Origin of the sequence: Olleya sp. AS48 (assembly GCF_038900355.1) — a bacterium.
In the GTDB taxonomy this organism is placed as follows: domain Bacteria; phylum Bacteroidota; class Bacteroidia; order Flavobacteriales; family Flavobacteriaceae; genus Olleya.
In genome coordinates, this window is sequence record NZ_JBBMRD010000009.1 from 114,897 (window position 1) to 127,095 (window position 12,199).

Sequence of the window (12,199 nt, forward strand, 5' to 3'; positions counted from 1 at the left end):
CATGACTAAACAACATACTGACGTCCTTATTATTGGAGCAGGATTAACTGGCTTGACGCTAGCCTTTTTACTTAAGGACCTTAATATTAAAACAACTATTTTAGAAGCTAATACACGTATTGGCGGACGTATTATTACAAAACGCAACATTAATCAGGCACCAATAGATTTAGGCGCAACGTGGCTTGTCCCACAACAAACCAATGTCTTACAACTACTTAAAACACTTAATATTGACGTCTTTGAGCAATTTTACGGATCCACAGCTATTTACCAACCAGATCCAAACAAACAACCGCAACTAGTGTCTTTACCCATTAATGATTCGGTGAGTTACCGCATCAAAAACGGAACACAAACCTTAATTGAAACGCTTGCAAATCAATTAAAAAACACAAGTGTTATTACTGAGACAAGCGTTATTTCAATTCAGCTTAAAGCTGAAAATCTAGAAGTACAAACTAATAAGCAAACCTATTATTCAAAATATGTTGTATCAACCTTACCTCCTGCTTTGTTTAATCAAAACATTAGTGTTACTCCAAAATTACCTAATGTAATTACGGACGTCTTATCTAAAACACATACTTGGATGCACAACTCTATTAGAGTTGGTTTTACTTACAAAACACCCTTCTGGAAACATCCTCAAAGCAGCGGAACGATTTATGCTAATTCTGGACCTTTACAAGAGTTTTACGACCATTCTAATGCTGAGCAATCAATTTATGCTTTAAGCGGTTTTATGAGCTCTAATTTAAGCGATGTAAGCAAAGAGGAACGCAAACAACTTGCTTTAGAGCAACTACAAAGTTATTATGGCGATCAAGCATTAGGCTATCTAAGTTACGAAGAGTGTGTATGGAAAGACGAAAAACATACAACGACTACTGACAACAACTTTTTAATGCCACAACAAAATAATGGACATCCAGTGTTTAAAAATGGGTTATTAGGTAATAAACTTTTTATTGCTGGAGCAGAAACCAACCCTGTGTTTTCGGGTAAAATGGAAGCTGCTATTAGTAGTGCAAGACATGTTTTTAATTCGCTTAAAGCGGAAATTAATAGCTATTGAATTGCTTCTAGACACAATTTGCTCATGCTTCACAAATCACTTGAAGTGACATAATGTAACAGAACCTAATTTGGTATTAACCAAATGAAAAGACATTACTTTAATAGTATAAAATATAATTATCTTTGCACAACCTTTACAAGCACAAAGCCAAAACCTAAAAGCGCACTACAATTATGCTACACCTAAAACTAGAAACCGATCCACGTTGGGTTACCATTGCAGAATCTAATTTAGAAGAAATACTTACAGACCACGCTTGGTGTGAGCAAAAAGCAGCCACTAACGCGATTACTATTATTACCCATAACTCAGAAAAAGTAGACTTAGTAACAGAACTTTTAGAATTAGCTAAAGAAGAATTGGAACATTTCCAGATGGTACATGAAATTATTAAAAAACGAGGTTATACTTTAGGTCGTGAGCGCAAAGACCATTATGTAAATGAGCTTTATAAATTTATGAATAAAGGCGGAAGCAGACTGCAGTCTATGGTTGACCGCTTATTGTTTTCTGCAATGATTGAAGCGCGTAGTTGCGAGCGTTTTAAACTATTATCAGAACGCATAAACGACGAAGAACTATCTAAGTTTTACTATGACTTGATGGTCAGCGAAGCAGGACATTACACGACATTTATCACTTTTGCAAGAAAATATGGTCAAGACATTGATGTTGATAAACGCTGGAAAGAATTGGTTGAGTTTGAAGGCGAACTAATTAAAAGCTACGGAAAAAGCGAAAGTATACATGGCTAATTAAAACTGATTAGCTTTATTATAAAATCTTCTAAAAGCAAAAAAAAAAAAAAAGACAGCACTAACGATTTTAAATATACGTCAAAAATTAATGAAAACTAAACTACATATATTTAAAATCGTTGCTAAACACTTAAGTTTTACTAAGGCTGCAGAGCAACTATATTTATCCCAACCTGCAATTTCAAAAGCCATAAAAAACTTAGAGCAAGACTATAAAACCACTCTATTTATTAGAAAAAGAAATTCGATTGAACTTACTGCTGAAGGTAAATCCTTTTTAATTTACACTAATAAAATATTGACTATTTATTCCGAAATGGATGAACGGTTTCTTCTTAAAAAAGAAAACATTCCAGATTTTTTCCATTTTGGAGTTAGCACCACAATTTCTAATTACATTATACCTAAAACAATAGCTAAATTTAGGGCACAATACCCAGAAACCAAATTTAATATCATCAGTAATAATTCTGAAACCATAGAAAATCTGATTCTAAATGAAGATATCGACTTTGGAATCACCGAAGGAAGTAGCGCTAATCCCAAATTACATTTTGAAAAGTTTATAAAAGATGAAATTGTACTAGTTACAAATGCTAAAAACTACAGTTTCCCGAAAGGTAGTATTGATATAAACACGTTACAAGACTTACCTATGATTGAGCGTGAAACTGGATCAGGAACAAAAGAAATTATCGATGCTTTTTTATCAAAAAATAATATTAGCAAGCTAAATAGCGTCGTATCTTTTAATAGCACTGAAGCTATTAAAAGTTATTTATTAAACTCTGATCATTACGCCTTATTATCGATACACTCCATTACAGACGATTTAAAAAATAATAAGCTTAGAATTATAGATATTAAAGATTTGGATATTCAACGCTGGTTTTACTTTGTAAAAAGGACAGGATACCTATCTCACACTTTTGATTACTTTAAAAAAATAATACGTTTTAATTATAACTAAAAGTTATAGCTTATAACTATTTACATTGCTTTAAAGTTATTAACTACACCTACTTTTGTATCAAACAAATCTGTTTGATATGAAAAATGTAATATCCAAAATAGTTTACTTTACATTAATAACTTTGTGTCTACTAGGATTTATAAACAGTCCATTAGCGTTGATATTAGGTTTTTTATTTGCTATTATATTTAAGAATCCTATTAAGCAATATAGCCATAAATTTATACACTATCTTTTAAAACTATCTGTTATAGGATTAGGTTTTGGCATGTATCTATTTGAAACATTAGAGACTAGTAAAACCAGCTTTAACTTGACATTTTACACCATTACACTAACGATAGTTTTAGGTTTAATATTAACAAAAGTTTTAAAAATAGATTTAAAACTTGGTCACCTTATTACTTCTGGAACAGCCATTTGTGGAGGTAGTGCTATTGCTGCAATTGCACCAATTATAAAAGCAAAAAGCAATACGATTAGTCTTGCTTTAGGCATTGTGTTTTTACTAAACGCTGTGGCTTTGTTTGTGTTTCCAACGATAGGACATTTTTTAAACTTGACACAAGAACAATTTGGGTTATGGTGTGCTGTTGCTATACACGATACAAGCTCTGTAGTTGGAGCTGCTTTAAATTATGGAGAGGAAGCCTTAAGAATCGCTACTACAGTAAAACTATCTAGAACGCTTTGGATTATTCCGTTGTCCTTTTTTTCGATGTTATTTTTTAAAACCAATCAAGGAAAACTAAAAATCCCTTACTTTATTATTTTATTTATACTTGCTATAATTATAAATAGCTATCAAATACTACCACCTTACATTACCACTTTTATTGTGTCACTATCAAAACGTCTTTTACTTATTACACTATTTATTGTAGGTTCAACAATTTCTATTAAAGAGCTTAAAGCTACTGGTTTAAAACCTATCACACTAGCAGTTGTTTTATGGGTATTTATTTCGCTGTTTTCTTTATGGTATATTTTAAAATAGACATTATTAAACCAAAAGTTTTATTCGTTTAACAACATATCCATAAAGGCGTTAAACTCAGTTTTAAAGTTCGTGTATTTGTCTCCTGTTGCTGGACCATTAAAACCTGTATGTATTTTACGTACTTTACCAGTTTTATCTATAAATATAGACGTTGGATAACTTAATACGTGGTTTAACATAGGGAGTTTATCGTTAGCAGCAGTTTTACTAGTTGATCCGGTTTGCGCTAATAATATTGGATAGTTAATATCTAGCCTATCCTTTAAGCGGTTTATAAAACTAAAGGCTTTAGCTTCGGTTTTAGCATATTCAAACGCTAACGCGACAAACTGAATGTCTTTATCTTTATTTTCATTATAATATTGTGTATAAAATTTACTTTCGTCTAAACAATTTGGACACCATGTACCCATAATCTGTACAACTACAACTTTGTTTTTAAAGCGATCATCTTTTAAAGACACTTGTTTACCATCTGTATCCGGAAAGCTAAATGCTAGAGTATCATACCCTTCTTTTAAAAAAGTCAAATTATTAGCGCTAGCTAATTGGTAGTTATCATTACGTTTAGCTGTAAATGGCTCTTTCCAGTGATTACCAGAGTAAAACTGTCCATTAATTGTACTATCTGTAACGGTTCCGGTAAACAAAAAGGCATGTGCACCATCAAAAGTTGATAATTGTAATTGATTACCATCAACAATCCCTTCTAGATAACGATAATCTCCAGTTTCGGTCATAAAAGTACCTGTTACAATATTATCGTTTTGTTTAAAAACCCCTTTAGCGACGTACTTATCAGCTTCGGTATTTGGACTAAAAACAGTTTCCCATTCTCCAGTAATATTAGTTTCCGCTTTAGCGTTATTATCAAATCTACTTTCATTTTTTGACGCTGTAAAAGCTTGTTGACGTCCTTTTTCTTCAACAACAAAGCGACCATTTAGGGTTTGATCTTTAATTTTTGCAATTAATAAGCCTTCAAACACTGGCAATTTAATGTAAACCGAATCATTTTTATATTCAATCTCATCCACAGTAATAACCTCATCCGCATTGTAAATTTCTAATGCATTAGCATCTTTTACGTTAAAGATAAACGGAAGGTTTTTAGTGTCATTTACTTTTAATTCGCCTCGATATGTACCAAAAGTTAAAAACTCGGTATCATTATTTTGACAAGATAACATACTAAAAAGTACTAGGATAACTAAAAGTTGACGCATGGTTTAAATGTTTTTTACAATATTATTCGAAATAACAACAAAATACTTACAAATAAAAAGACATTGCGTTAACAATGTCTTTTTAAAATATAAAATATTATAACTATTACTCTTCAGCAGTTTCTACTTTTTCAAGTTCTACTAACTTTTCTTTATTATTTTGAATTCTAGTTTTAGTTCTTTCAATTGCACTTTCATGCTTTTTTAGCTTTTCCTCTATTCTTTTAAAAGTAATTTCACGTTTACTAACTTCCTCATCCGTAATAGTTCCTTCTGCTTTTTGCTGCTCTAATTGCGCTTTAGCAGCAGCTAATCTGTCCTGACCTTTAGTTACCAATTGGTCGCTAGCATCTATTTTATTATCATATGACGTCATTCTAGATCTCACAGCTTCAATACGCTCTGCTTTATAGGCTTCTTTATCACCTTGAAACGCTTCACGTTTTGCTTTTAATTCTTCTCTTTTTTGTGCCATATCCATACGCTTAGCACTCATTTTTTCTTTCATTTCAGCTTTTAAAGCTTCTTTCTCCTCGCCAGTAGCATTTTCCATTTTAGCCTTCATGTCGGCTTTTTCTTCTAGCATTTCAGACTTCATTTCTTCCTTTTTGGCATGCATTTCTTTTAACTCGCCTTGCTTCTCCTTCAAATTGTCTTTATGCGCTTCTTTTTTGTCATTAATCTGCGCTTTCATTTGCTCCTTTTGAGCTTTCATTTCTGCTTTTTTCTGCTCTGTTTTTTTAACTAATTCAGATTCAGTAGCTATTTGCGCAGTAAGTGTTTGTTGACTACCTACTAAAAATAGTCCTGTACATACTAGTATTATTTTTAAATGCTTCATGTTATTATAGGTTTTCAAGTTCTTTCAATTCTTTTTCTAGTTCATCAGCCTCAAGCTCTAAATCGTTTACTAGACTATCCGTTTCAACTTCAATAGTTTCGATTTGCTCTGTCGCTTTTACTGCTGCATCATCCTTTTTAGAATCTCTGCAAGAAGCAACTGAAAATAACACAACAAGTAATGCTATTTTAAAAATAGTTTTCATCTTTTAATGGTTTTAATGATTAATATCTATCTAATATACGGTAATAAAAGCCTAATTAGATTTTTAAGTATATGTCTTTTATTTAAATTACAGATAAAACGCCATGTTTTTTCGATATAAAACTATAACAATTTTCTTTATCTGTAATTAGTCCTAAAAAAATGCTTTAAAAATGAAATAAAAGCTGTTTTTTAAATCCTTAAAACTACTAAGTATTGTTATATTTGTGCACTTAATTAGTATACAAATGAAGATTTCTTACAACTGGATTAAACAATTTATAAAAATTGATTGGACTCCAGAACAAACTAGCGAATTACTTACAGATTTAGGTTTAGAAGTTGAAGGCTTAGACCTATACCAAAGCGTTAAAGGAGGTTTAGAAGGTGTTGTTGTTGGCGAGGTTTTAACTTGCGTACAACATAGCAATGCAGACAAACTAAAAGTAACTACTGTTAATATTGGGCAAGATCAACCTGTGCAAATTGTATGTGGTGCTCCTAACGTAGCTGCTGGACAAAAAGTACCTGTTGCAACTATAGGAACTACTTTATATACTGAAGAAGGTGAAGCCTGGACTATCAAAAAAGGTAAAATTAGAGGAGAAGAAAGTCACGGAATGATTTGTGCAGAAGACGAGTTAGGCTTAGGGAAATCTCATGACGGAATTTTAGTTTTACCAGAAGACACTGTTGTTGGTACACCTTGTGCTGATTTGTTTGAAGTAGAAAATGATCAAGTTTTTGAAATTGGATTAACACCTAATCGTGCAGATGCAATGAGCCACTTTGGAACTGCTCGCGATTTAAAAGCTGGATTACAACAAAAAGGAATAAATGTCGAATTAATTACTCCTAGCGTTAGTGCATATCATGTAGATAGCAGAACACTTAAAATTGATGTTGACGTATTAAATAAAGAATTAGCACCAAGATATTGTGGTGTTACCATATCTGGTCTTAAGGTAGAAACCTCTCCAGAGTGGTTACAAAACAGATTAAAAGCTATTGGTTTGTCACCAATTAATAATGTAGTAGATATTACAAACTACGTATTACACGATTTAGGTCAACCATTACACGCTTTTGATGCTAGTAAAATTACCGGAAATAAAGTTGAAGTTAAAACATTACCAACAGGCACCAAATTTACCACTTTAGATGGCGTAGAGCGTGAATTACATGAAGATGATTTAATGATTTGTAATGCCGAAAAACCTATGTGTATCGCAGGAGTTTTTGGAGGTATAGATAGTGGTGTTACAGAGCATACAACAAACATCTTTTTAGAAAGTGCTTACTTTAACCCTGTAAGTGTGCGTAAAACTGCAAAACGTCATGGATTAAATACAGATGCATCTTTTAGGTTTGAACGTGGTATTGATCCAAAAATAACAGAATACGCTTTAAAACGTGCTGTATTACTAATCCAAGAGATTGCTGGAGGAGAAATTACTAGTGATATAGCAGATATTTATCCTAATAAAATTGAAGACTTTCAGGTTAGATTAAGTTTTGATAAAGTAACCAAACTTATTGGTCAAGAAATACCTACCGAAACTATAAAATCAATCCTAACCTCTTTAGATATTAAAATTAATAGTGTAACAGAAACTGGATTAGGTCTAACTATACCTGCTTTTAGAAACGATGTTACACGTGAAGCTGACGTTATAGAAGAAATTTTAAGAGTCTATGGTTATAATAATATTGAGACTAGCTCTAAACTAAATGCCTCAATATCTAATGCTTCAAGGTTTGAAGACTATAAACTACAAAACCTTGTTGGTAATCAATTAGCAGCTCAAGGCTGGTTTGAGATTATGGCAAACTCTTTAACAAGTGCAAACTATTTAAAACTAACAGAACAGTTAAAACCAGAGCATAATGTAGAGATGCTAAACCCTTTAAGTCAAGATTTAGGAGTTATGCGTCAAACCTTACTTTTTTCTGGATTAGAAGCATTAAGTCACAACATTAATAGACGTCAAACTAATTTAAAGTTTTTTGAATTTGGTAAAACCTATCACGACTATAATGGCACACGCGAAGAATATAAACACTTATCATTACTTGTTACAGGATTTAAAACCGAAGAAAACTGGTCAAATGCGCCACAAGTAAAAACCAATTTCTTTTACCTTAAAGGAACTATTGCCAGTGTTTTAGAGCGTCTAGGAATTACACGATACCAAGAAAGCGCTACTACAAACGATGTGTTTTCCGAAGGTTTGCAGTTTAGCATAGGACGTGATACCTTAGTAAACTTTGGTGTATTAAAATCTAAAATAGCTAAGCATTTTGATATAACTCAAGATATATTTTATGCCGATTTTAATTGGGATACTATTATAGAGGTTGCTAAACGTAACAAAATTAAGTTTACAGCAATACCTAAGTACCCAGAAGTAAGACGTGATTTTGCATTACTGTTAGATCAAAACGTAACCTTTGATAGTCTGCAAGCAATCGCTAAAAAAACAGAAAAACAATTACTTAAAAAAGTAAATTTATTTGATGTTTACCAAGGTAAAAACTTACCAGAAGGTAAAAAAAGTTATGCTGTTAGCTTTACATTTATGGACGAGAGACAAACGCTTACAGATAAAGTAGTTGATAAAATCATGAACAAGCTACAAAACAATTTTGAAAAACAACTTGGTGCAGAGTTAAGATAATTATGTCTTCTATTTTTAAAAGTAACACGTCTTATCTAATATCAGGACTAGTTTTTTTAGCTTATGCATTTTATAGACTGTATCAATTTTTTAATGAAGCTGCTTTTAATTTAGTAAAATTAATTATTTCATTGGTGTTTTTTGGTTATGGTGGATATGCAATTTACACTTACATAAAAAACACAAAAGACAAACAAGCGTAAACAGATCTAAACATGGAATCGTTAAAAAATAACAAACTTTATAATTTATTTACAGGACTATTATTAATAGGATTTGGGTGCTTTAGATTATACCAACATTTTAATGCTAATCCAACATTAAGCTCGTTTAGACTAGCTATTGCTGTTGCTGCTATAGGTTATGGTATTTACGCACTATATAATTATACGCAATTAAAAAAACAAGACTAATTAGCTACCCATGAAACCTCAACCAAAAACTAATATTTTGAATTTAATTTTAGGCATAGTGTTTATTGCCTATGGTGTATTTAGAATTTACCAGTATTTAAATGGAAATCTAACACCTAACACTATTAGATTTATTATAGCTATAGCCTTTATAGGATCAGGTGGTTACAGTTTATACAAGTATTTTACAATTAAAAATATAGAATAATTTAACAAAACTATAATTTTTAAAGACCTATAAACTTCCTTTATTTTTTTGTATATTTAAGTAACAACTTAAATTCAAAATTATGACAGACTATATAAAAATTTTTGAAGGTAACTTTATAATCGTACAATTAATAAAAACCAGATTAGAAGATATTGGAATAAATCCCATTATTAAAGACGAAAATGAATCTGGGCGACTAGGTGGTTTTGTACACGATATACCACGAGTGCCTGAAGTATTTGTTCACGAATCTGAACTTAGTAAAGCACTATCCATTGTTGAAGCTGTAAAAGCAGAAACTAAAGCATAAAAAAAACCTCTTCTATTCTGTAAAGAATGAAGAGGTTTTTTTAGACTATTCAAATACGTTTGTATTATGCTTTTGGTAATAGAACCGAATCAACAACGTGTATTACTCCGTTTGATTGATTTACATCTGCAATAGTAACTTTAGCAGAGTTTCCGTTTTCATCTGTTACATAAACATCTTTTCCCTTTTTCCATGCAGTTAAAGTTCCTCCAGACACAGTGTTAATAACCGCTTTACCATCTCCTTTTTCAATTAAGTTTAAAATTTCTTTAGCGTTCCACTTTCCAGCAACAACGTGATATTTTAATACTGTTTGTAATTGCTCTTTATTTTCTGGTTTTAATAAGGTATCTACTGTTCCCATTGGTAACTTATCAAAAGCTGCGTTTGTTGGTGCAAAGACCGTAAAAGGTCCTTCGCTTTGTAAAACATCAACTAATTCTGCTGCTTTAACTGCTGCAACTAACGTTGTGTGATCTTTTGAGTTTACTGCATTCTCTACAATATTTTTTGATGGATACATCTCTGCTCCACCAACCATTTTAGTGTCTTCTTTCATCATTTTTTTGTCTTGAGCTAAACCTAAATTTGCTACAAGCATTACACTAAGTCCTAATACGATTTTTGATAATTTTACTGTTTTCATAATTTTATTGTTTTGGTTTTTAAGTTCGATCTATTTACGAGAGAACTTAAATGTCGGTTTTTAAATTTTTCTATTTAACACATGATTAACTAAAACTATTGATTCATAAATATGAAAAAAAACCAATAAAAAAAAGCCTTCAGAGAGATCTGAAGGCTTTTTAAATATGTAAATAAAATTTTATAATTACTAAGCGTACATTTGGTCTCTTAGTTCTTTTATTTTTTTGTCTTGCATATAATCATCAAACGTAGAATATCTATCAATTACTCCGTTTGGTGTTAACTCTACTACTCTATTAGCTACTGTTTGTGCAAACTCGTGGTCATGAGTTGTAAATAAAACAGTCCCTTTAAAGTTTTTAAGCGAATTATTAAACGCTGTAATACTCTCTAAATCCAAGTGGTTTGTTGGCTCGTCTAATTGTAATACGTTAGCTCTAGTCATCATCATTCTAGATAACATACAACGTACTTTTTCTCCTCCAGACAGTACATTACATTTTTTTAAGGCTTCTTCTCCACTAAAAATCATTTTTCCTAAAAACCCTCTAATATGTACCTCTTCACGTTCTTCTTCTGTTTGAGCCCATTGTCTTAGCCAATCGACTAAAGTCATGTCTGTACTTTCAAAAAACTTACTATTATCTAATGGAAGGTATGATTGAGTTGTTGTAACTCCCCAATCAAATTTACCTGCATCTGCTTTTAGATTGTTATTTAAAATTTCGTAAAACGCAGTAGTTGCTCTAGAATCTCTAGAAAACACGACTACTTTATCTCCTTTTTGTAGATTTAAATCTACATTTTTAAATAACACTTCATCATCAATTGATGCTGCTAAACCTTCGACATTTAAAATTTGATCACCAGCTTCTCTATCTCTGTCAAAAATTATGGCAGGATAACGACGACTGGTTCTTCTAATTTCATCTATATTAAGTTTATCAATCATTTTTTTTCTACTTGTAGCTTGCTTACTTTTTGCTACGTTAGCAGAAAAACGACGGATAAAATCTTCTAATTCTTTTTTCTTCTCTTCAGCTTTTTTGTTTTGCTGTGCATGTTGTCTTGCTGCTAATTGAGAGGACTCATACCAGAAGGTATAGTTACCAGAAAAATGATTAATTTTTCCAAAGTCAATATCACTAATATGTGTACAAACCGCATCTAAAAAGTGTCTATCGTGAGAGACTACAATAACACAGTTATCATAATTAGCTAAAAAGTTTTCTAGCCAAGCAATGGTTTCGTAATCTAAATCATTGGTAGGCTCATCCATAATAAGTACATCAGGATTTCCAAAAAGTGCTTGCGCTAATAACACACGTACTTTTTGTTTTCCGTCCAAATCACCCATTAATGTGTAATGAAACTCTTCTTTTATACCTAGATTAGATAGCATAGCTGCAGCATCACTATCTGCATTCCAACCATTCATTTCTTCAAATTGCACTTGCAGCTCTCCTATTCTCTCAGCGTTTTCATCTGTATAGTCTGCATACAAAGCGTCAATTTCTGTCTTTATTTTATAAAGGGCTTTATTACCTTTTAATATTGTTTCTAAAACAGTGTCTTCGTCATGTTTATTGTGGTCTTGTGTTAAAACCGACATGCGTTTTCCCGCTTCTAGATGTACCTGACCCGAAGTCGGCTCCATCTGTCCAGAAATAATTTTTAAAAATGTAGATTTTCCAGCTCCATTGGCTCCTATAATACCATAACAATTTCCATTATTAAAAGTGGTACTAACTTCATCAAAAAGCACACGCTTACCGAATTGAACTGATAAATTTGATACTGATAACATATCTTGAATTTTAATTTTGTGCAAAAGTAGAAAATTAACATCAAATAGC

Annotated in this window: 14 protein-coding genes; 9 read left to right on the top strand and 5 right to left on the bottom strand. The window is 31.7% G+C overall.

Annotation, left to right across the window (positions count from 1 at the left end; all coding sequences use genetic code 11):
* Nucleotide 1: 1 nt before the first annotated feature.
* From WNY60_RS12005 to WNY60_RS12020, 4 genes are all read left to right on the top strand, one after another.
* A complete protein-coding gene (locus WNY60_RS12005) occupies nucleotides 2-1,078 on the top strand; it encodes an FAD-dependent oxidoreductase (protein ID WP_342862522.1) in 1,077 nt (358 codons plus the stop codon).
* Nucleotides 1,079-1,254: 176 nt separating this feature from the next.
* Complete coding sequence (locus WNY60_RS12010; RefSeq protein ID WP_145001215.1) at nucleotides 1,255-1,836, top strand: tRNA-(ms[2]io[6]A)-hydroxylase; 582 nt, start codon at nucleotides 1,255-1,257, stop codon at nucleotides 1,834-1,836.
* Nucleotides 1,837-1,927: 91 nt separating this feature from the next.
* Nucleotides 1,928-2,809, top strand: coding sequence for a LysR family transcriptional regulator (locus tag WNY60_RS12015; RefSeq protein WP_339809001.1), 882 nt, complete (start codon nucleotides 1,928-1,930; stop codon nucleotides 2,807-2,809).
* Between the two features lie 79 nt (nucleotides 2,810-2,888).
* Complete coding sequence (locus tag WNY60_RS12020; protein WP_339809003.1) at nucleotides 2,889-3,809, top strand: putative sulfate exporter family transporter; 921 nt, start codon at nucleotides 2,889-2,891, stop codon at nucleotides 3,807-3,809.
* 20 nt (nucleotides 3,810-3,829) lie between these two features.
* On the opposite strand, the gene WNY60_RS12025 is transcribed toward WNY60_RS12020, so the two are convergent.
* The 3 genes from WNY60_RS12025 to WNY60_RS12035 all read right to left on the bottom strand — a co-directional run bounded on the left by WNY60_RS12025 (nucleotide 3,830) and on the right by WNY60_RS12035 (nucleotide 6,084).
* Nucleotides 3,830-5,038: a TlpA disulfide reductase family protein gene (locus WNY60_RS12025; protein WP_342862523.1), complete on the bottom strand. Its 1,209-nt coding sequence runs from the start codon at nucleotides 5,036-5,038 to the stop codon at nucleotides 3,830-3,832.
* A gap of 106 nt (nucleotides 5,039-5,144) precedes the next feature.
* The gene (locus WNY60_RS12030; RefSeq protein WP_342862524.1) at nucleotides 5,145-5,879 is read right to left on the bottom strand and encodes a hypothetical protein; all 735 of its coding nucleotides are present in this window, start codon (nucleotides 5,877-5,879) and stop codon (nucleotides 5,145-5,147) included.
* 4 nt (nucleotides 5,880-5,883) lie between these two features.
* A complete protein-coding gene (locus tag WNY60_RS12035) occupies nucleotides 5,884-6,084 on the bottom strand; it encodes a hypothetical protein (RefSeq protein WP_145001205.1) in 201 nt (66 codons plus the stop codon).
* A 247-nt stretch (nucleotides 6,085-6,331) separates the two neighbouring features.
* On the opposite strand from WNY60_RS12035, the gene pheT reads away from it, so the two are divergent.
* The 5 genes from pheT to WNY60_RS12060 all read left to right on the top strand — a co-directional run bounded on the left by pheT (nucleotide 6,332) and on the right by WNY60_RS12060 (nucleotide 9,695).
* Nucleotides 6,332-8,761 (top strand): phenylalanine--tRNA ligase subunit beta, encoded by a 2,430-nt coding sequence (gene pheT, locus WNY60_RS12040; RefSeq protein ID WP_342862525.1) that lies wholly within the window; start codon nucleotides 6,332-6,334, stop codon nucleotides 8,759-8,761.
* A gap of 2 nt (nucleotides 8,762-8,763) precedes the next feature.
* Nucleotides 8,764-8,964 (top strand): hypothetical protein, encoded by a 201-nt coding sequence (locus WNY60_RS12045; protein WP_342862526.1) that lies wholly within the window; start codon nucleotides 8,764-8,766, stop codon nucleotides 8,962-8,964.
* A 12-nt stretch (nucleotides 8,965-8,976) separates the two neighbouring features.
* Entirely contained in the window at nucleotides 8,977-9,174 is a 198-nt protein-coding gene (locus WNY60_RS12050) for a hypothetical protein (protein ID WP_145001199.1), read from the top strand.
* Nucleotides 9,175-9,184: 10 nt separating this feature from the next.
* Nucleotides 9,185-9,382 (top strand): hypothetical protein, encoded by a 198-nt coding sequence (locus WNY60_RS12055; RefSeq protein WP_342862527.1) that lies wholly within the window; start codon nucleotides 9,185-9,187, stop codon nucleotides 9,380-9,382.
* Nucleotides 9,383-9,464: 82 nt separating this feature from the next.
* On the top strand, nucleotides 9,465-9,695 hold the full coding sequence (locus tag WNY60_RS12060; protein WP_261375284.1) for a DUF2007 domain-containing protein: 231 nt from the start codon (nucleotides 9,465-9,467) through the stop codon (nucleotides 9,693-9,695).
* 64 nt (nucleotides 9,696-9,759) lie between these two features.
* Here the strand turns inward: WNY60_RS12060 and WNY60_RS12065 are convergent, their stop codons facing one another.
* Together WNY60_RS12065 and WNY60_RS12070 are read right to left on the bottom strand one after the other, a co-directional pair.
* Nucleotides 9,760-10,296: a fasciclin domain-containing protein gene (locus WNY60_RS12065; RefSeq protein WP_339809047.1), complete on the bottom strand. Its 537-nt coding sequence runs from the start codon at nucleotides 10,294-10,296 to the stop codon at nucleotides 9,760-9,762.
* 234 nt (nucleotides 10,297-10,530) lie between these two features.
* Entirely contained in the window at nucleotides 10,531-12,150 is a 1,620-nt protein-coding gene (locus WNY60_RS12070) for an ATP-binding cassette domain-containing protein (RefSeq protein WP_292949409.1), read from the bottom strand.
* Nucleotides 12,151-12,199: the final 49 nt, after the last annotated feature.

Coding starts and splice junctions, on each gene's coding strand:
- WNY60_RS12005 (WP_342862522.1), top strand. CDS start 2: ATGACTAAACAACATACTGACGTCCTTATTATTGGAGCAGGATTAACT.
- WNY60_RS12010 (WP_145001215.1), top strand. CDS start 1,255: ATGCTACACCTAAAACTAGAAACCGATCCACGTTGGGTTACCATTGCA.
- WNY60_RS12015 (WP_339809001.1), top strand. CDS start 1,928: ATGAAAACTAAACTACATATATTTAAAATCGTTGCTAAACACTTAAGT.
- WNY60_RS12020 (WP_339809003.1), top strand. CDS start 2,889: ATGAAAAATGTAATATCCAAAATAGTTTACTTTACATTAATAACTTTG.
- WNY60_RS12025 (WP_342862523.1), bottom strand. CDS start 5,038: ATGCGTCAACTTTTAGTTATCCTAGTACTTTTTAGTATGTTATCTTGT.
- WNY60_RS12030 (WP_342862524.1), bottom strand. CDS start 5,879: ATGAAGCATTTAAAAATAATACTAGTATGTACAGGACTATTTTTAGTA.
- WNY60_RS12035 (WP_145001205.1), bottom strand. CDS start 6,084: ATGAAAACTATTTTTAAAATAGCATTACTTGTTGTGTTATTTTCAGTT.
- pheT (WP_342862525.1), top strand. CDS start 6,332: ATGAAGATTTCTTACAACTGGATTAAACAATTTATAAAAATTGATTGG.
- WNY60_RS12045 (WP_342862526.1), top strand. CDS start 8,764: ATGTCTTCTATTTTTAAAAGTAACACGTCTTATCTAATATCAGGACTA.
- WNY60_RS12050 (WP_145001199.1), top strand. CDS start 8,977: ATGGAATCGTTAAAAAATAACAAACTTTATAATTTATTTACAGGACTA.
- WNY60_RS12055 (WP_342862527.1), top strand. CDS start 9,185: ATGAAACCTCAACCAAAAACTAATATTTTGAATTTAATTTTAGGCATA.
- WNY60_RS12060 (WP_261375284.1), top strand. CDS start 9,465: ATGACAGACTATATAAAAATTTTTGAAGGTAACTTTATAATCGTACAA.
- WNY60_RS12065 (WP_339809047.1), bottom strand. CDS start 10,296: ATGCTTGTAGCAAATTTAGGTTTAGCTCAAGACAAAAAAATGATGAAA.
- WNY60_RS12070 (WP_292949409.1), bottom strand. CDS start 12,150: ATGTTATCAGTATCAAATTTATCAGTTCAATTCGGTAAGCGTGTGCTT.